The sequence below is a fragment of the Halorhodospira sp. 9622 genome, from assembly GCF_022228025.1.
GTDB classification, from domain to species: domain Bacteria; phylum Pseudomonadota; class Gammaproteobacteria; order Nitrococcales; family Halorhodospiraceae; genus Halorhodospira; species Halorhodospira halophila_A.
Genome location: NZ_JAJNRE010000015.1, coordinates 40,541 through 59,619 on the forward strand (window position 1 = coordinate 40,541; position 19,079 = coordinate 59,619).

The 19,079-nt window shown below is 67.6% G+C and carries 16 protein-coding genes, 1 tRNA gene and 1 pseudogene; 6 read left to right on the forward strand and 12 right to left on the reverse strand.

The annotated features are described in order from the left end of the window. Window positions 1-19 precede the first annotated feature (19 nt). Window positions 20-1,486, forward strand: coding sequence for a methyl-accepting chemotaxis protein (locus LRG07_RS09525; protein ID WP_238633564.1), 1,467 nt, complete (start codon window positions 20-22; stop codon window positions 1,484-1,486). 45 nt (window positions 1,487-1,531) lie between these two features. Here the strand turns inward: LRG07_RS09525 and LRG07_RS09530 are convergent, their stop codons facing one another. The 5 genes from LRG07_RS09530 to LRG07_RS09550 are packed head-to-tail and all read right to left on the reverse strand — an operon-like array spanning window position 1,532 to window position 6,854. After that, window positions 1,532-2,782, reverse strand: coding sequence for an aminotransferase class V-fold PLP-dependent enzyme (locus tag LRG07_RS09530; protein ID WP_201168602.1), 1,251 nt, complete (start codon window positions 2,780-2,782; stop codon window positions 1,532-1,534). Then, a complete protein-coding gene (gene sufD / locus LRG07_RS09535; RefSeq protein ID WP_201168605.1) occupies window positions 2,779-4,116 on the reverse strand; it encodes a Fe-S cluster assembly protein SufD in 1,338 nt (445 codons plus the stop codon). Before sufD ends, LRG07_RS09530 begins: the two co-directional genes overlap by 4 nt. 1 nt (window position 4,117) lies before the next feature. Further along, the gene (sufC, locus tag LRG07_RS09540; protein WP_201168608.1) at window positions 4,118-4,870 is read right to left on the reverse strand and encodes a Fe-S cluster assembly ATPase SufC; all 753 of its coding nucleotides are present in this window, start codon (window positions 4,868-4,870) and stop codon (window positions 4,118-4,120) included. A 25-nt stretch (window positions 4,871-4,895) separates the two neighbouring features. Beyond that, entirely contained in the window at window positions 4,896-6,380 is a 1,485-nt protein-coding gene (sufB, locus tag LRG07_RS09545; protein ID WP_201168609.1) for a Fe-S cluster assembly protein SufB, read from the reverse strand. Between the two features lie 21 nt (window positions 6,381-6,401). Further along, on the reverse strand, window positions 6,402-6,854 hold the full coding sequence (locus LRG07_RS09550; RefSeq protein ID WP_238642237.1) for an SUF system Fe-S cluster assembly regulator: 453 nt from the start codon (window positions 6,852-6,854) through the stop codon (window positions 6,402-6,404). Window positions 6,855-7,021: 167 nt separating this feature from the next. Here LRG07_RS09550 and LRG07_RS09555 point away from each other — a divergent pair, with 167 nt between their 5' ends. Next, window positions 7,022-7,288: a hypothetical protein gene (locus tag LRG07_RS09555; RefSeq protein WP_201168611.1), complete on the forward strand. Its 267-nt coding sequence runs from the start codon at window positions 7,022-7,024 to the stop codon at window positions 7,286-7,288. Window positions 7,289-7,301: 13 nt separating this feature from the next. Here LRG07_RS09555 and uvrB read toward each other — a convergent pair whose 3' ends face one another. Further along, complete coding sequence (gene uvrB / locus LRG07_RS09560) at window positions 7,302-9,332, reverse strand: excinuclease ABC subunit UvrB (protein ID WP_201168612.1); 2,031 nt, start codon at window positions 9,330-9,332, stop codon at window positions 7,302-7,304. Window positions 9,333-9,537: 205 nt separating this feature from the next. On the opposite strand from uvrB, the gene LRG07_RS09565 reads away from it, so the two are divergent. Further along, a complete protein-coding gene (locus LRG07_RS09565) occupies window positions 9,538-10,722 on the forward strand; it encodes a pyridoxal phosphate-dependent aminotransferase (protein WP_201168613.1) in 1,185 nt (394 codons plus the stop codon). A gap of 140 nt (window positions 10,723-10,862) precedes the next feature. Continuing rightward, window positions 10,863-10,937, forward strand: a tRNA-Asn gene (locus LRG07_RS09570). 119 nt (window positions 10,938-11,056) lie between these two features. Here the strand turns inward: LRG07_RS09570 and cowN are convergent. The 5 genes and pseudogenes from cowN to katG all read right to left on the reverse strand — a co-directional run bounded on the left by cowN (window position 11,057) and on the right by katG (window position 14,281). Further along, window positions 11,057-11,320, reverse strand: coding sequence for a N(2)-fixation sustaining protein CowN (gene cowN, locus LRG07_RS09575; RefSeq protein ID WP_201168614.1), 264 nt, complete (start codon window positions 11,318-11,320; stop codon window positions 11,057-11,059). Next, window positions 11,313-11,483: a hypothetical protein gene (locus LRG07_RS14075; protein ID WP_338018482.1), complete on the reverse strand. Its 171-nt coding sequence runs from the start codon at window positions 11,481-11,483 to the stop codon at window positions 11,313-11,315. Before LRG07_RS14075 ends, cowN begins: the two co-directional genes overlap by 8 nt. A 27-nt stretch (window positions 11,484-11,510) precedes the next feature. Then, window positions 11,511-11,669 (reverse strand): annotated as a pseudogene (locus tag LRG07_RS14080) (2Fe-2S iron-sulfur cluster-binding protein); the annotation flags it as partial. 121 nt (window positions 11,670-11,790) lie between these two features. Then, window positions 11,791-11,997: a dodecin gene (locus LRG07_RS09585; protein ID WP_201168617.1), complete on the reverse strand. Its 207-nt coding sequence runs from the start codon at window positions 11,995-11,997 to the stop codon at window positions 11,791-11,793. A gap of 109 nt (window positions 11,998-12,106) precedes the next feature. Then, window positions 12,107-14,281, reverse strand: a complete 2,175-nt coding sequence (katG, locus tag LRG07_RS09590; protein WP_201168620.1) for a catalase/peroxidase HPI — start codon at window positions 14,279-14,281, stop codon at window positions 12,107-12,109. Window positions 14,282-14,490: 209 nt separating this feature from the next. On the opposite strand from katG, the gene nhaC reads away from it, so the two are divergent. Then, window positions 14,491-16,023, forward strand: coding sequence for a Na+/H+ antiporter NhaC (gene nhaC / locus LRG07_RS09595; RefSeq protein WP_238642238.1), 1,533 nt, complete (start codon window positions 14,491-14,493; stop codon window positions 16,021-16,023). Between the two features lie 187 nt (window positions 16,024-16,210). After that, complete coding sequence (locus LRG07_RS09600; protein ID WP_238642239.1) at window positions 16,211-18,133, forward strand: methyl-accepting chemotaxis protein; 1,923 nt, start codon at window positions 16,211-16,213, stop codon at window positions 18,131-18,133. Between the two features lie 15 nt (window positions 18,134-18,148). On the opposite strand, the gene LRG07_RS09605 is transcribed toward LRG07_RS09600, so the two are convergent. Continuing rightward, window positions 18,149-19,003, reverse strand: a complete 855-nt coding sequence (locus LRG07_RS09605) for an SDR family oxidoreductase (RefSeq protein ID WP_238642240.1) — start codon at window positions 19,001-19,003, stop codon at window positions 18,149-18,151. Window positions 19,004-19,079 lie beyond the last annotated feature (76 nt).

A 19,079-nucleotide genomic window follows, 5' to 3' on the forward strand; every position in this document is an offset into this window, starting at 1 on the left:
TAGCGACGGAGCAGCGGGTATGGCGTTCATCGATTTCTTGAGGGGCCGTGGCTTCCTACCGGGGCGCTCCGGCGCTCCCCGGGCGGATACCGGACGGGACGCCCGGGAGCACGCCCTGGCGCAGGCCATCCGCGGCGTCTCGGAGGAGACCAGCCAGCTGGGCCTGGAGGTCTCCGACGTGCACGGCAACGTGGACGACACCGCCGCGCAGATGGAGCGCGAGGCGCGGTTGTTCCAGGAGCTGCGCGAGTCGTGCCAGCGCCTGTCCGAGGCGAACAAGGTCGTCGACGCGGCGGCCCGTAACGCCCAGCACGTCTCCGGTGCAGCGCGGGCCGACATGCGCCGCTCCGAAGACCGCATCCGCGATGCTCTGCAGCGGATCGCCGGGCTGAGCACCTCGGTGCGCGAGATCGAGAGCGACCTGGAGCATCTCAACGAGGCGATGCAGCGGGTCACCAAGGTGGCGCGGGGGATCGGCGCCATCGCCAAGCAGACCAACCTGCTCGCCCTCAATGCGTCCATCGAGGCAGCCCGTGCCGGCGATGCCGGCCAGGGGTTCGCCGTGGTGGCCGAGCAGGTCAAGTCCCTGGCCGCCCAGACCAGCGAGGCCACCGGGGACATGGACCGCACCCTGCAGAACCTCACCGAGCAGACCCAGGAGCTGATCGCCATCGGCCACCACAGCACGCGCCGGGCGCAGCGGGTGGAGCAGACCACGGGGCAGATGCAGAGCCTGTTCGAGCAGCTCGAGCAGTCCATGGCGTCGGTGGATGCCGAATCGGCGCGGATCGCCGAGGCGGTCCAGGAGATCGACACGCAGAGCGAGCACACCATCGAGCGCTTCGACCACAACACCGCCGAGCTGGAGGCCTCCCACTCTGACCTCGAGCGCGGCCGGGCCCAGATCGACCGCTTCCTCGCTTTCACCGAGGAGCTGATGAACCTGGCCAACGCCTCGGACGTCGAGACCGAGGACACCCCATACATCGTCCGGGTCATGGAGGTCGCGCGGCAGGTGTCGGAGCGCTTCGAGGCGGCCATCCGCGAAGGCGAGATCAGCGAGGCGGACCTCTTCGACCGCGACTACCGCGAGGTCCCGGGGACCGACCCACAGCAGTATGAGACGCGGTTCGTGGCCTTCACCGATCGGGTCCTGCCCGAGCTCCAGGAGCCGCCACTGGAGGATGCGCACATCTCCGGGTGTTTCGTCATCGACAACCGGGGCTACATCCCCACCCACAATCGCCACGTCTCGCACCCGCAGCGTCCCGGCGACCCACAGTGGAACGCCCGCCACGCCCGGCAGCGGCGTATCTGGGAGGACCGCACCGCACAGTCGGCGGCGCGCAACGAGAAACCCTTCCTGCTGCAGACCTACCGGCGGGACATGGGCGGCGGCCGCTTCGAGTTGATCCGCGACGTCTCCGCCCCGATCCAGGTCCGGGGCAAACACTGGGGGGCGGTGCGGATGCTCTACGAGCCATAGCCGCCACCGGCCGGGGCGCCGGCGCCACCGCCCCGGCCGCGTCGGTCAGCCGAACAGGCGGCGGACCTTCTCCAGGGCCACCACCAGGCTCTCCACCTCGTCGTGGGTGTTGTAGACGCCGAACGACGCCCGTGCCGTGGCCGGCACGCCGTAGCGCTCCATCAGCGGCTGGGCGCAGTGGTGACCGGCGCGGATGGCGATCCCCTGCTCGTCGAGGAGCATGGCCACGTCGTTGGGGTGCGTCCCCTCCATGATGAAGGAGACGGCCCCGGCCCGACGCTGCGGCCGGCCGATGAGCTGCACCCCCGGCACCGCGGCGATGGCCTCGGCCGCGTGGCCGACCAGTTCTTCCTCCCGAGCGGCGATCCGTTCGCGGCCGATGGCCTCGATATAGCGCAGTGCCTCGCCCAGGCCGATGGCGCCGGCGATATTCGGCGTCCCCGCCTCGAAGCGCGCCGGCGGCTCGGCGTACTCGGTGCCCTCGAAGGAGACGTGGCGGATCATGTCGCCCCCGCCCTGATACGGCACCATCCCGGCCAGGTGCTCATAGCGGCCCCACAGGACGCCGATGCCGGTAGGCCCGTAGGCCTTGTGGCCCGAGAAGGCGTAGAAGTCGACCCCCAGCTCCTGGACGTCCACCGGCAGATGGGGAGCGGCCTGCGCCCCGTCCAGGAGCACGGGCACCCCTTCGGCCCGGGCCATGGCGGCGATCTCCGCCACCGGGTTGACGGTACCGAGGGCGTTGGAGACGTGGACCACGCTGACCAGCCGGGTGCGCTCATGGATCATGCCGCGCACCGTTTCCAGATCCACGTCGCCGTTGTCGTCGATGGGCACCACCCGCAGGGTGGCACCGGTCCGCTCGCAGACCAGCTGCCAGGGAACGATGTTCGAGTGGTGCTCCATGTGGGTGACGAGGATCTCATCCCCCGGCCCGACCCGGGGCGCGACGAAGCTGTGCGCCACCAGATTGATCGCCTCGGTGACCCCGCGCAGGAAGATGACCTCCCGCTCGCTGGGGGCGTTGAGGAAGCGCTGGGCCTCGGTCCGCGCCCCCTCGAAGGCCGTGGTCGCCTCCTGGGAGAGGGTGTGCACCCCGCGATGGACGTTGGCGTAGTAGTGCTGATAGCAGCCGAGTTCGGCATCGATCACCGACTGCGGCTTCTGCGCACTGGCGGCGCTGTCGAGGTAGATCAGCGGCCGTCCGTTGACCTCGCGGCGGAGCACGGGGAAGTCGGCGCGCAGCCGGTCCACATCCACCGCCCCCGGGCGGGTCGCCTCCTCGACCATGCTCATGCCTCAAAACCCTCCAGTTGCTCGCCGCCCGGCAGGAACCGGCGCAGGAGCGCACGCTCGTACGCGGCGGCCTGCGGGCAACGCACGGTCTCCACCACCTCGGCGACGAAGGCGTAGGTCAGCAGGCTCTTGGCCACGACGGGATCGATGCCGCGGGCGCGCATGTAGAACAGCGCCTGCTCATCGAGCTCGCCCACCGTGGAGCCGTGGGTGCAGCGCACGTCGTCGGCGAAGATCTCCAGGCGCGGATTGGAGTGGGCCAGCGCCCGCGGGCTGAGGATCAGGTTGCGGTTCTCCTGCTCGGCGTCGGTCTTCTGCGCCCCCGGATGGACCTTGATCAGGCCGTCGAAGACGGTCTCCGAGCGCCCGTCGAGCACGCCCTTGAAGACCTGGCGACTGCGCGTGTGCTCGGCGTCGTGGTGGACCCAGGTGTGGTGGTCGACGAAGCGCTGGCCGTCGCTGAGGTGGATGCCGGTGAGATCCCCCTCGCCGTTATCGCCTTGTACGGTCGCCTCGATGTCCACACGCACCTTGTCGCCGCCCCAGACAAAGGAGTGGGCGCCGACCCGGGCATCGCGGGCAGCGGTGCCGCTGACCGCCCCCAGCTGGCAGCCGGCGTCGCCCTCCTCGCTGATCCGGGTCAGATCCACCTGGGCGCCGGCATCGGCGATGAGCTCGGTGACCGGACAGCTGAGGTAGGCCGCCTGCGGATCACCGCTATGGTACTCCACCACACGCAGGTGGCTGGCCTCCTCGCCGTGGACGATCACACGCGGGTAGACGGCGTGGCCGGCAGTGGCAGCGCTGGTGTAGCAGACGATAAGCAGCGGCGCCTCGACCATCGCCCCGCGGGCCACCTGCACGGCCACTCCCTCGCCCATCAAAGCGGTGTTCAGGGCGATGAACGGGCTGTTGGCCGGGTCGGCGTGGGCGGCCAGATGCGTCTGCAGCCAGGCGGGTTCCTCGGCCAGCGCCTCGCTCAGGGGGCGCACCGAGACCCCGGCGGGCAGCTTGGCGTAATCCGAACGCGCCGGATCCAGCTGCCCATCAACGAAGACCAGCCGGGGCCCATCGCCGGGCGGGAGAAGTTGATCAAGCCGCCCGGTCAGGCCGTCGTCTACCTCGCCCGGGCCCTGCGGCGGGCGAAAGTCGCTGCGCAGCACCGGGGTCAGGTCGATGTGCTTCCACGCCTCCCAGCGCCGGGTCGGGAAGCCGTGGGCGTCGAAGGTGGCCATGGCCGCGCGACGACGCTCGGCCAGCCAGGCCGGCCCCGGGTCGGCGAGGTCGTCGAAGACCGCGCGCGGGTGACTCTTGAGCTCTTCCACCGCTCCCATGTCAGGCAGCCTCCTCGTCCTCGAACAGGGCGTAGCCGGTGCGCTCCAGCTCCTCGGCCAGCTCCTTGCCGCCGGAGCGCACGATGCGCCCGTTGACCATGACGTGCACGTAGTCCGGCACGATGTAGCTGAGCAGGCGCTGGTAGTGGGTGATGATCAAAAACGAGCGCTGCGGGTCGCGCATGCTGTTCACGCCGTCGGCCACAGCGCGCAGGGCGTCGATGTCCAGCCCGGAATCGGTCTCGTCGAGGATACACAGCCGCGGCTCGAGCATGGCCATGTGGAAGATCTCGTTGCGCTTCTTCTCGCCGCCGGAGAAGCCGGCGTTGACCGGTCGGTTGAGAAGCGACTCGTCAAGCTTGACCCATTGCGCCCGCTCGCGGGCCATCTTGAGGAAGCTGACCGGGTCGATCTCGCCCTCACCCCGGGCCTCACGGGCGGCGTTGACCGCCGCCTTGAGGAAGTAGCTGTTGCTCACCCCGGGGATCTCCACCGGGTACTGGAAGCCGAGAAAGACCCCGGCCCGGGCCCGCTCCTCGGGCTCCATCTCGAACAGATCCTGCCCCTCGAAGGTCACCGCGCCGTCGGTGACCTCGTAGCTCTCATCGCCGGCGAGCACCTTGGACAGGGTGCTCTTGCCCGAACCGTTGGGCCCCATGATGGCGTGCACCTCGCCGGGGCCCATCTCGAAGTCGATGCCCTTGAGGATCTCCGTCGTCTCGACGCTGGCGTGGAGGTTGTTGATCTTCAGCATGGTCCGCTTCTCCTGGGAATCTGTCTTATCCGACGCTGTCCTCGAGGGTGACCTCGAGCAGCTTCTGCGCCTCGACGGCGAACTCCATGGGCAGCTCCTGGAAGACCTCCTTGCAGAAGCCGTTGACGATCATGGAGACCGCGTCCTCCTCGCTGATGCCACGCTGCTTGCAGTAGAAGATCTGGTCATCGCCGATCTTCGAGGTGGTGGCCTCGTGCTCGAGCTGCGCGGTGGGGTTCTGGATGTCGATGTACGGGAACGTGTGGGCGCCGCAGTGGGAACTCATGAGCATGGAGTCGCACTGCGAGTAGTTGCGGGCATTGCCCGCCGTCGGCAGCACCTTGACCAGGCCACGATAGCTCTGCTGGCCGTAGTCCGCCGAGATCCCCTTGGAGATGATGTGGCTGCGGGTGTTGTTGCCGATGTGGATCATCTTGGTGCCGGTATCCGCCTGCTGACGGCCACGGGTCACCGCCACCGAGTAGAACTCGCCGATGGAGTCGTCGCCCTTGAGCACGCAGCTCGGATACTTCCAGGTGATCGCCGAACCGGTCTCCACCTGGGTCCAGGAGATCTTCGAGCGCTTACCGGCGCACAGGCCGCGCTTGGTCACGAAGTTGTAGACGCCGCCGACGCCGTTCTCGTCGCCGGGGTACCAGTTCTGAACCGTGGAGTACTTGATCTGCGCATCGTCGTGGGCGTAAAGCTCGACCACGGCGGCGTGCAGCTGGTTCTCGTCACGCTGCGGCGCGGTGCAGCCCTCCAGGTAGGAGACCGAACTGCCTTTCTCGGCAATGATCAGGGTCCGCTCGAACTGCCCGGTATGCCCGGCGTTGATGCGGAAGTAGGTGGACAGCTCCATGGGGCACTCCACGCCCTCGGGGATGTAGACGAAAGAGCCGTCCGAGAAGACCGCCGAGTTCAACGCGGCAAAGAAGTTGTCCTTGCGCGGCACGACGCTGCCGATGTACTGCCGCACCAGCTCCGGATACTCGTGCAGCGCTTCGGAGATCGAGCAGAAGATGACCCCGTGCTTGGCCAGCTCGTCCTTGAAAGTGGTGGTCACGGAGACGGAGTCGAAGACCGCATCCACCGCCACGTTGGAGCGCCGGGCGCCCTCGGCAGGCTCGCCCTCCTCCTGCACGCCCGCGAGCATCTTTTGCTCGTGCAGCGGAATGCCGAGCTTCTCGTAGGTCTCGAGCAGCTTCGGGTCGACCTCGTCGAGGCTCTTCGGCCCCTGCTTGGGGGCGGCGTAGTAGGAGATGGCCTGGAAGTCGATGGGCGGGAACTGCACGTTCTGCCACTGCGGCACGGCCATCTCCAGCCAGCCGCGGTAGGCTTCGAGCCGCCACTCGAGCATCCACTCCGGCTCGCCCTTCTTCTCGGAGATGAACCGGATGGTCTCCTCGTTGAGCCCCGGTGGTGCAAACTCCTGCTCGATATCGGTGAAGAAGCCGGCCTCGTAGCCCCGGCTGGTGAACCGTTCAATGGTTTCGTTGCTGCTCGACATGTCGCCCAAGCCTCCGGCTGCTCAGTGGCCAATAACCTGTTGACGGGGGTAGATCCCCACCGGCGCGCTGGCCGGCTCGCCCATCTCCGCCAGACTCACCGCCGCCAGGGCCTGCCGGACCACGGAGCTGATCCGCGACCAGGTGGCGCTGGCATTGCAGTCCTCGACGTGCGTGCAAGTATCGGTCCCGCTCTCGACGCACTCGGTGAAGGCGATCGGCCCCTCGAGGGCCTCGATGACCTCGGCCACCGAGATCTGCTCGGGGGGCCGGGCCAGGCCGTAGCCGCCCTTGGCGCCGCGGTAGGAGCACAGCAGCCCGGCATGCACCAGCTGCTTCATGACCTTGCTAACCATCGGTTGCGGCAGGCCGTGGGCGCCCGCCAGCTGCGCGGCGTTGACCCGTTCTCCCGGCCGGCGTGCCATGGCCGAGAGGATGACAACGCCGTAATCGGTCTCGCGGTTGATTCGGAGCATGATCTCTGACTTCGCTCAATCCGTACTCAAAGGGTACATATTCCCGAACCCGAAGGGAAGACTCTTTAGAAGTCTTATAGTTCTAGGCGTGCGCCCCTCCTGGATCCCCGCGGCGGCGCCGATCCATGGCAGGATGGGGGCGACTTGCCCGATCAGGAGAGCAGCTGTTGAATCCCCGGCCGCACAAACCGCGACTGCGCACAACCTACCGGCTGATCATCGAGGAGCGTGACAACGGCTGGGAGGTAGTCTTCTACAACGAACAGGGCGGCGTGCAGCACATCGGCAACTCGCAGACCGAGATCGCGGCGCTGCGCTCGGCCTACTTCATCGCCCGTTACTACCACTACGAGCACGACGTGCTCATGCGCACCCGGCACGGCGACAAACGCCTGGATATCGAGACCCTGATGCAGAACCGCCGTCCGAGCTGAACCGCAGGCCCGCTCAGGAAGCGGCGGCCGTGGCGTCGCCGCCGCCGAGGGCCTGCTCCTCGATACGGCGGATCTCGTCCCGCACCTGCGCGGCCGCCTCGAACTCGAGATCCCTGGCGTGCTCATGCATCCGCTTCTCCAGCTCACGGATCCGCCGTACCGCCTCCGCCGGCGACAGCCCGGCGTACGCGCCGGCCTCTTCGGCCACTCCGGCCGCCCGTTGCGGCGCGCCCGGCGCCGGCACCCCGCCGCGCTCCATGATGTCGGGCACCTCTTTGCGGATGCCCTGCGGGGTGATGCCGTGGGCCTCGTTGTGGGCGATCTGCTTGGCCCGCCGACGCTCGGTCTCGTCGATGGCGCGGCGCATGGAGTCGGTCACCTGATCGGCGTAGAGGATCGCGCGGCCGCTGATGTTGCGAGCCGCCCGGCCGATGGTCTGAATCAGTGAACGGGTCGAGCGCAGGAACCCCTCCTTGTCGGCATCGAGGATCGCCACCAGCGAGACCTCGGGGATATCGAGCCCCTCGCGCAGCAGGTTGATGCCGACCAGGCAGTCGAAATGACCCAGGCGCAGGTCACGGATAATCTCGGTGCGCTCAACGGTGTCCACGTCGGAGTGCAGATAGCGCACGCGGATCCCGTTCTCCTCCAGGTACTCGGTCAGGTCCTCGGCCATGCGCTTGGTCAGCGTGGTGACCAGCACGCGCTCGTCCCGCTCGGCGCGGGCGCGGATCTCGCCATAGACATCATCGACCTGCGCGGTGGCCGGGCGCACCTCCACCTCCGGATCGACCAGCCCGGTGGGGCGAACCACCTGCTCGACCACCTGCCCGGCGTGCTCCTCCTCGAACGGGCCGGGCGTTGCCGAGACGAAGACCGTCTGCGGCGCCAGGCGCCGGAACTCCTCGAACTTCAGCGGCCGATTATCCAGCGCCGAGGGCAGGCGGAAGCCGTAGTCGACCAGCGTCTGCTTGCGCGAACGGTCGCCCTTGTACATGCCGCCGATCTGCGGAACGGTGACGTGGCACTCATCGATGAACAGCACCGCCTCCGGCGGGATGTAATCGAACAGGGTCGGCGGCGGCTCACCGGCCGCCCGCCCGGAGAGGTAGCGCGAGTAGTTCTCGATGCCATTGCAATAGCCGAGCTCGAGCATCATCTCCATGTCGAAGCGGGTCCGCTCCTCGAGCCGCTGCGCCTCCACCAGCTTGTCGGCGGCGCGCAGCTCGCTGAGGCGCTCGCGCAGCTCCTCCTTGATCTGCTCGACGGCCCGGTGCAGCTGCTCCTTCGGGGTCACGTAGTGGGTCTTCGGATAGATGGTCACCCGCGGCACCCGGCGCAGCAGCTCGCCGGTGAGCGGGTCGAACCAGCTGATCTCCTCGATTTCATCGTCGAAGAGCTGCACCCGCACCGCCTCCTCCGGGGACTCGGCCGGGAAGATGTCGATCACCTCGCCGCGGGCGCGGTAGGTCCCGCGGGTGAGTTCGGTGTCGTTGCGGGTGTACTGCAGCTCGGCGAGCCGGCGCAGGATCGCCCGCTGGTCGATGCGCTCGCCGCGGACCAGGTGCAGGAGCATCGACATGTACGCCTGCGGGTCACCGAGGCCGTAGATGGACGATACCGAGGCGACGATGACCGTATCCTGGTGCTCGAGGAGCGCCTTGGTGGCGGACAGGCGCATCTGCTCGATGTGCTCGTTCACCGAGGCATCCTTCTCGATGAAGGTATCCGACGACGGCACGTACGCCTCGGGCTGGTAGTAGTCGTAGTAGGAGACGAAGTACTCGACCCGGTTCTCCGGCAGGAACTCGCGCATCTCGCCATAGAGCTGGGCGGCCAGGGTCTTGTTGGGAGCGAGCAGGATCGCCGGGCGCTGCAGCCGCTCAATGACGTTGGCGATGGTGAACGTCTTGCCGGAACCGGTGACCCCGAGCAAGGTCTGATCCGAGAGCCCCGACTCGATCCCCTCGACGAGCTCCTCGATGGCCTGGGGCTGATCACCCGCCGGCTGAAACCGGGCATTGAGCTTGAAACGTTCCGTCATCGAACCCCCGCATTCATCTTGGGCGCACCCTGACCCGGCGCCCTGCACAAAGCGTCTACCCGCTCGACCAACGACACCACCTGCCGGACCCTGCCCACTGAACCCCGAAGCCTCAACCCCGCCCCACGCGCACTGAACCGTGAACACCCGACCCGAAAACCCTTATCATACGCACCGAGCCCAACTTTCAACGCGGAGCCAGACCATGGACCTTCAGCTTGCCGATCGCGTCCAGCGCATCAAGCCATCGCCGACGCTCGCCGTCACCGCCCGCGCCGCCGAGCTGCGCGCCGCCGGCCACGACGTCATCGGCCTCGGCGCCGGCGAACCGGACTTCGACACCCCCCCGCACATCATCGAGGCCGCCGTCCGGGCCGCCCAACAGGGGCAGACCCGCTACACCGCCGTGGACGGTACTGCCGAGCTCAAGCAGGCGGTCATCGACAAGCTCGAGCGCGACAACCGCCTGAACTACGAGCCCAGCCAGATCCTCGTCTCCAGCGGTGCCAAGCAGTCCCTGTTCAACGCCATGGCGGCGGTGCTCAACGAGGGCGACGAAGTGGTCATCCCAGCGCCCTACTGGGTCTCGTACCCGGACATGGCCCTGGTCTTCGGTGCTCAGCCGGTGTTCGTGGCCGCCGGTGCCGAGAGCCGCTTCAAGATCACCCCCGAGCAGCTCGAGCAGGCCCTGACCCGCAAGACCCGCATGGTCATCCTCAACAGCCCGTCCAACCCCACCGGCACCGCCTACACCCGTGACGAACTGGCGGCGCTGGGCGCCGTGCTCGAGCAGCACCCCCAGGTGGTGGTGGTCAGCGATGACATCTACGAGCACATCCTCTGGCGCGATGAACCCTTCACCAACATCGCCATGGCCGCCCCGCAGCTGGTCGACCGGACCATCGTGGTCAACGGCGTCTCCAAGGCGTACGCCATGACCGGGTGGCGGATCGGCTACGCGGCCGGCCCAGCCCCGCTGATCGGCGCCATGAAGAAGGTGCAGTCGCAGAGCACCTCCAACCCGGCTTCCATCTCCCAGGCCGGCGCGCTGGCCGCGCTCAACGGCGATCAGGGCTGCATCCAGCCCATGCTCGAGCAGTTCAAGGCCCGCCACGACTTCGTCGTCGAGCGGCTGAACGCCATGCCGGGGGTCAGCTGCACACCCTGCGACGGCACCTTCTACTGCTTCCCGCACATGGAGGAGGCGATGAACCGGGTCGGCGCCAAGGACGATGTGGCCTTCGCCGAGCAGCTGATCAACGACGCCGGCGTCGCCCTGGTCCCGGGTTCCGCCTTCGGTCTCCCCGGGTACGCGCGCATCTCCTATGCTACAAGTATGGAGAACCTGGAGCGCGCCATGGACCGGCTGCAGCAGGCCCTGGGCGGCTGATCGGCACCGCTCCTCGCCCCCGCGATGGCCCCGGGCGATCGCGGGGGCGGCAGGACGGGCACGGAAAACCCCATAGAGGCTTGACCAACGCAGTGGAGGATCGGCAGAATACGCAGCGCATCGTGAGGTGACACCACGCTTCCCCGGTAGCTCAGCGGTAGAGCAAGTGACTGTTAATCACTGGGTCGGCGGTTCGAATCCGTCCCGGGGAGCCATCCACCACCCCTTCCTGTCGGCCACCCGACTCCGCGGGCGCAAGGTGATAACCCTGTATCACCGGGAGGCCGGGCGACCCCTCACCGGTATGAGAGGCCGCCACCCCCAAGTCCGGATCTCAGCAGCATTCCCGCTCGATGGCGGAGAGCATGCTCAGACCCGCATCATCGCCGCGCTGAACGAATAACTCCCGGATCACGTTAATCTGCGCGTGGACCATCAGGCGCGTATCCGGCTCTGAACCATCCCGGCCGCCCAGCTCACGCTCCAGATACCGCCGCACTCGGCTATTCTCCGGCTCCTCTGCGATGTGGCGGTCAACGCACTGGAGCAGGCGCTGGATGGCCCGCTCACAATCCAGACCGGGGCTGAGCTCAGACATCGCCGTACTCGATCACCAGGTCCTCGTCACGCACCACCATCTGGCACATCAGACGCCAGTTGGTGGGCAGATCATCGACGCGCATGCGATCGATCTCCGCTTGGGTGACCTTGCCCAGCTCGAGCAGGACCCGCTCCTCGCGGTCCGTCAGTGGACCCGCCATTGTCCCTTTTGCGACACCGTAATGGACATAAACCAGACAACTGCCACACTCGCCGTCCTGGCAATCGAAAGAGATCGGGATGTGGTTCCGGCGGGCCAGTTTCAGGACCGGCTCCGTATGACTGCCTGCCACCGCCTCTACGGTTTGCTCCCCGTGGTCTGGATGCCGAAAGGTCACGCTGGGCATAGCTCCACTCCTGCCTTGCCAAATGGGTTATGGATCGATCGAAGCACCACCCATCCAGCAACTTTCGGGCCATGGCGCGACCGCCCTCCACGGGCCCAGAGGTCATGCGGCAGAGGCGAACCTATTCCAGGGTGAAGCCGACCTTGATCGTCACCTGCCAGTGACTCACTCGCCCGTCCTCGATATGGCCTCGGGTATCCACCACCTGGAACCAGCGCAGGTGGCGAAGGCTCTCGCCGGCACGTGCGATGGCGTTGTTGACGGCCTCCTCGATCCCGTCGGGCGACGAACCAGTCAGTTCGACGATCTTGTAGACGTGGTCACTCATCCGTGATGCTCCTGATGACTGGGAAGTGGACAGCGGCCGATGCCCGGCTCCGCTCTGGCGGGGCCGGGCATGCCCTTTCACCCCGGCCCGGACCGGGGTGAAACCGCGGTTACGCCTCCAGGTCGTATCGGTCGGCGTTCATGACCTTGGTCCAGGCCGCGACGAAATCGTGGACGAACTTCTCCTGGTTGTCGTCCTGGGCATAAACCTCGGCGTAGGAGCGCAGGATCGAGTTGGAGCCGAAGACCAGGTCCACCCGGGTCGCCGTCCACTTCACTGCATCGCTGCTGCGCTCACGGATCTCGTAGCGGTTCTTGCCCACCGGCTTCCAGGTGTAGGCCATGTCGGTGAGGTTGACGAAGAAGTCGTTCGTCAGCTGCCCCTCGCGATCGGTGAGCACGCCATCCTTCGCACCGCCGTGGTTGGTGCCGAGCACCCGCATGCCGCCGACGAGGACAGTCATCTCCGGCGCCGTCAGACCCATCAGCTGCGTGCGGTCGAGCATCATCTCCTCGGGCTGGACCGCGTAGTCCTTCTTGAGCCAGTTGCGGTAACCGTCGGCGAGCGGCTCGAGGTACTGGAAGGAGTCGACATCGGTCATCTCCTGGCTGGCATCGCCGCGCCCCGGGGCGAAGGGCACCGTGATCTCGTGGCCGGCCGCCCGGGCCGCCTGCTCAATGCCCACGTTGCCAGCGAGTACGATGGTATCGGCCACGCTGGCCCCGGTCTCGGCAGCGATGCCCTCAAGAACGCCAAGCACCTTCGCCAGACGCTGGGGCTCGTTGCCCTCCCAGTCCTTCTGCGGGGCAAGCCGGATACGGGCGCCGTTGGCACCACCCCGGTAGTCGGAGCCGCGGAAGGTCCGGGCGCTGTCCCAGGCGGTGGCGACCATCTCGCCGATGCTCAGGCCGCTATCGGCGATCTTCGCCTTGACCTCATTCACATCGTAGTCTGTCCGGCCGGCCGGCACGGGGTCCTGCCAGATCAGATCCTCGGTCGGTGCCTCCGGTCCGATGTAGCGCGTCCGCGGCCCCAGATCCCGATGGGTGAGCTTGAACCAGGCCCGGGCGAAGACCTCGTCGAAGTAGGCGGGGTCGTTGTAAAAGCGCTCGGAGATCTTGCGATACGCCGGATCCATCTTCATGGCCATGTCCGCATCGGTCATGATCGGGTTCAGGCGGATCGACGGATCCTCGACGTCGACCGGCTTGTCCTCCTCCTTGATGTCCACCGGCTCCCACTGCCACGCGCCGGCGGGGCTCTTGGTCAACTCCCACTCGTAGTTGAGCAGCAGGTGGAAGTAGCCGTTATCCCAGCGCGTGGGATAGGTCGTCCAGGCGCCCTCGATCCCGCTGGAGACCGTGTCGCGCCCGATGCCCCGGGAGACCTTGTTGTTCCAGCCAAGGCCCTGTTCGTCGACATCGGCGGACTCCGGGTCCGGACCGAGATGCTCCACATTGCCGTTGCCGTGACACTTGCCCACCGTGTGCCCGCCGGCGGTCAGGGCGACGGTCTCCTCGTCGTTCATGGCCATGCGCTCGAAGGTGATGCGCACGTCTTCGGCGGTCCGCAGCGGATCCGGGTTGCCGTCCACGCCCTCGGGGTTGACGTAGATCAGGCCCATCATCACCGCCGCCAGCGGGTTCTCCAGCGACTCACGGTCGTCACCATAGCGGCTGTCCTCGGCATCACTCGGCGCCAGCCACTCCTTCTCCGAGCCCCAGTAGATGTCCTTCTCCGGGTGCCAGATATCCTCGCGCCCGAGGGAGAAGCCGTAGGTCTTCAGGCCCATGGACTCGTAGGCCACGTTGCCGGCAAGGATGATCAGGTCGGCCCAGCTGAGCCGGTTGCCGTACTTCTTCTTGATCGGCCAGAGCAGACGCCGCGCCTTGTCCAGGTTGACGTTGTCCGGCCAGCTGTTGATGGGGGCAAACCGCTGGTTGCCGGTGCCGCCGCCGCCCCGGCCGTCCGCCACCCGATAGGTGCCGGCGGCGTGCCAGGCCATGCGGATCATCAGCCCGCCGTAATGGCCCCAGTCCGCCGGCCACCACTCCTGACTGTCGGTCATGAGTTGGTGGAGATCCCGCTTGACCGCGTCGAGATCGAGCTTCTTGACCTCCTCACGATAGTTGAAGCCCGGGCCCATCGGATCGGGTTTGTGGTCGTGCTGGTGCAGGATGTCGAGGTTCAGGGCGTTGGGCCACATGTCCATGTTGGACTCGCCCACCTGGGTCATCGCGCCGTGCATCACCGGGCAGCCGCCGGTCTTCTGCTGATCGGTCATTGTTATCTCCGTTGCTTCCTGCGGATTGCCGTTTTGAACGATTCCATTTTGCGCTTGTGCGCAGTCTCACTCAAGACGGCTCCCTGATCGAATGTAGCAATCACAGTGTTCCTGTCACCCGCTGGGGCTACCCGGCGGATCAACGCACCGCTTGCAATGACATCCATCATCGCGATAATGCCGGCTTCCTTGGCAACCCTGGAGTCCGCATGAGCGACGCCAACGAGAACGGTGCGCGGGAGCCGGAGATCCCGCTTCCGAGCGTGACCACGGCCCTGCTCCCCATCGCCTTCACCATGGGCCTGATGGTCTTTCAGATCCTCGCCTTCGATGACTTCGTCCCCCACGTACCACTGGCCCTGGGCATCGCCTTCACCGGCCTGCTCGGCTGGTACCACGGCATCCGCTGGTGGCGGATGGAGAACGGCCTCTACCACGTCGTCCATATCGGTCTTCAGTCGGTGGCCATCCTGATCACAGTGGGCATGATCATCGGCACCTGGATCCTCTCGGGGACCGTGCCGCTGCTGATCTACTACGGCCTGCTGCTGATCACCCCGGAACTGTTCCTGCTCGCCGCCATGATCCTCACCGCCGTGGTCTCCATGGCCGTGGGCACCTCCTGGGGCACGGTCGGCACCGTGGGTCTGGCCCTGGTGGGCGTCGGCGAGGGGCTGGGCATTCCCATGGCCCTGACCGGCGGCGCCATCGTCTCGGGCGCCTTCTTCGGCGATAAGATGTCGCCGCTGTCCGACACCACCAATCTCGCCCCGGCCGTCACTGGCACCAACCTGTTCAGCCACATCCGCAACATGATGGCCACCTCCGTGCCGGCGCTGATTGTTGCCGGCACCGCGTACTGGGCCATCGGCTTTGGCTACGCGGACACCGGCCTGGAGAGCGGACGCATCGAGACCATCCTCGAGGGCCTGGAGGCGCAGTTCACGCTGCATCCGGTGCTGCTGCTGCCGGCGGTTCTGGTCATGGCCCTGGCGCTGCTGCGTTTCCCGGTGCTGCCCACGCTCTTTGCCGGTGCCATCGCCGGCGCGGTCATGGCGGTCCTCGTCCAGGGCACGGACCTGACCACCGCGATCATGGCGATGCAGGACGGCTTCGTCAGCGAGACCGGCGTCGAGTCGGTGGACGACCTGCTCTCCACCGGTGGCATCCAGTCGATGATGTGGACCATCTCGCTGGTGCTCATCGCCCTGGCCTTCGGCGGGATCCTGGAGCAGACGCGCAGCGTCGAGTCCATCCTCAACGCCATCATCCAGCGCATCCGAGGCCGCTTCTCGCTGTTCGCCGCCAGCACCGGCAGCGCCGCCGGCACCAACCTCATCTCCGGCGATCCCTACCTGTCCATCGCGCTACCGGGCCGGATGTACGCCCCGGTCTATCGGGGACAGGGACAATCGACCCTGAACCTGTCGCGTTCGGTGGAGGAAGGCGGGACCATGATCAACCCGCTGATCCCTTGGGGCGCGGGTGGTGCCTTCACCGCCGGTGCGCTGGGCATCCCGACGCTGGTCTACGCCCCCTTTGCCATCGTCTGCTGGCTGTCGCCGCTGATCGGCCTGCTCTTTGCTGCGACCGGGTGGTTCATGCCACGCGCCACCGAGGAAGAGCAGCAGCGCTGGCAGGACAACCATGAATCCATCATGGTCCAGGGCGGCGTGGTCAACTCCGCCGATCTCGACCCCGAGGAGCTGGAGCGGGCCTTCGACCGCTACCGGCGGCGCTGACTAGGGCACGGCAATGCCGCTGGGTTGGCCCAGCCACCCCGGCGGCATTGCCCGATGCCTAGCCGACCGATTTGCGCCTCCGATCCGGCGTAGGCACCATTGGGCGGTCGCCTGCTCAAGCCATCCAACGCGTCTTTCCAGTTAACGAAAAACCAACAGACCGCCTGCAACGGGGAAGCGAATCCTCATGCTCAGTGCCGTCCGTCTCACCCCGAAGCTGCTCCTCCTCTTTGGCGTCCCCACTCTGCTGGCCTTTGTCATCGTCGGCGGGATCGCCACCCACCAGGCCAACGACCGCTTCAGCACCGAGATCACCGACTCGACTCAGGAGCTGAGCGAGGCCGGTGCCGAGGCCATCAGCCAGTGGCTCGACACGCACACGGCCTACGTCTCCGCCCTGGCGCACAGCGAGGCGCTCGCCTCCGGCGACCCCGATCGGATCGGTGACTTCCTCGCCGGCCAGGGCGAGCACATGAGCGACGAATACGAAGTGCTGATCTTCGTCGACACCGAGGGGACGGCCACCTACCACCACGGCGGTGAGCAGACGGATCTCTCCGGGCGCGACTACTGGCAGACCATCGTCGAAGAGGAGCGGGAGACGCTGGTCATCTCCGATCCGGTCCACTCCGCCAGTACTGGCAATCCGATCACCGTCATCGCCCGGGCGGTTACCGATGCCGGGGGGGATGTCATCGGCCTGGTGGCGGTGACCGTCACCCTCGACACCCTGGCCGATGTGGTGGCATCGACTACGGATCGCGCTGGCGCCCTCGCCTGGGCCTTGAGCGCCGACGGCCTCACCGTCGCCCACCCGGACGAGGACGTGCGCATGGAAGAGAACGCGCTGGAGTCCGGGGATACCGACTACCAGGCGATCGCCCAGCGCATGGTCGACGGTGAGCGAGGCGTGGGCACCTTCAGCGGGGCCGACGACACCGCCTACACAGCGGCCTTTGCCCCGGTCTCCGGACTCTCCGGCTGGTCGCTGGGGATCGCCGTGCCAGAATCAGAACTGATGGCCGCTGCCCGCGATCTGCAGCAGAACCTGCTGATCGTCTTCGCCGCGGCGGTGGTGCTGCTTGGCGGGATCATCGTCCTGGTGGCCCGGCGCATCGCGCAGCCGATCGCCGCCACCGGCCGGGCACTGGGCGAGATCGCCAGCGGCGAAGCCGACCTCACCCGCCGCCTGGAGGTCCATTCCCGGGATGAGGTGGGCGAACTGGCCACCAACTTCAACGCCTTCATCGACCGGCTCCAGGGGTTGATCGGCTCGGTCGCCGACGCCTCAACCCAGCTCTCCGCCTCCGCCGAGGAGCTGTCGGCCTCGGTGCGCGAGACCAGCGGCCAGCTGCGCGAGCAGCAGTCCGAGACCGAGCAGGTGGCCACCTCCATGAACGAGATGGCGGCCACCATCCAGCAGGTCGCCGAAAACGCCTCGGACGCCTCCGAAGCGGCCCGCCGGTCCGATCAGGCCGCCCAGTCGGGCTCGGAGGTCGTGCAGGAGAACGCCGACGAGATCCGTCAGGTGGCACAGCAGGCCGAGACCGCCGCCGGCGTCGTCCAGCAGCTCAATGAAGACGCCGAGCGGGTTACCAAGGTGCTCGACGTGATCCACGAGATCACCGAGCAGACCAACCTGCTTGCCCTCAACGCCGCCATCGAGGCGGCCCGCGCCGGGGAGAACGGCCGCGGGTTCTCGGTCGTCGCCGAGGAGGTGCGCAAGCTGGCCACCCGCACCCAGACCTCCACCGAGGAGATCCGCGAGATCCTCGACACCCTGCGCGGGCGCATCGAAGAGGCGGCCCAGGCCATGGAGAACGGCCGCAGCAGCTCTGGCCAGGCAGTAACCATTGCCTCGCGCGCGTCGGAGTCGCTGGGTGCGATCACCGAGTCCGTAGGGACCATCAACGACATGAACACCCAGATCGCCAGCGCTGCGGAGGAGCAGTCGGCGGCCTCCGAGGAGATCAACCGCTCGCTGACCCAGATCAAGGCGACCATCGACGCCACCGCAAGCGGCGCCTCCCAGGTCGCATCGGCCAGCGAGGAAGTCGCCCGGCTGGCCGCCGACCTGCAGGACCGCGTGGGGCAGTTCCGCGTCCGCTGACCGGGGCTGCCCCGATCAGCCGCCGCGGCGCAGGGCGGGCACCGCCGTCAGGGCGCGGAGCAGCGTGACCAGGGGCGAGCGGTACTGCAGGGTGCGCCCGGTGCCGGTGACCCCGCGGATTCGGGGCACCAGGACATCGGCCACCCGTTCCGGGGGCTCGGCCAGGCGATCAATAATCGGCCGGGCGCTTTCGGGCAAATCGGCGAGCAGCAGCTCGGTGCGCACCAGCCCGGGACGCAGCTCGTGGACGCCCACCCCGCGCTCGCCGGCGGCCTGCAGCTCGCGACGCAGCTGACGGGAGAGCTCCGCCACCGCCAGCTTGCTGACCCGATGCGGGATGGAGGTCCGCGAGAAACGCGCCCCCAGCCCCGAGAACCCGAAGTTGAACAGGTGGTAGCACGGCTGCTGCGCCGCCGGTTGGGCCTGCATGCGCCGCAGCGCCGCCGCACAAAGCTGCATGGAGCCGGTGAGGTTGGTCGCGCAGGTGCCAGCAATGTCCGCCGTATCCAGCCCGGTCAGCGGCCGCTTGAAGCGCCCGGCGGTACCGGCGTTATTCACCCAGCGGTGGATGGTCCCCAGTCGCTCGACGGCGAAATCCGCCAGCCGCTCGGCCTCCCCGGGGTCGGCGACGTCGGCGGCGAGGACGTGTAGACGCTCCCCGGCCCCCATGGCGGCGGCCAGCTCGGTCCGCGCCGCATCCAGCCGCGCCGGATCCCGGGCGCAGACGACCACGGTATCCCCGGCGGCGAGGAAACGCTGCGCCATGGCCAGGCCCAGGCCGCGGCTGCCGCCGGTGAGCACCACCCCGAGCGGCGGCCCGGCGGCCGCGGAGGCGGGGTGGTTGTGCGGGGATGCGGAGGGCTCGCTCATAATCGCTGCAAGCTAGCCGGCCGCCCGCCCCCGGGGAACCCCCCGGGGCCGCGGCCCCCCCCCCCCCCCGGTAACA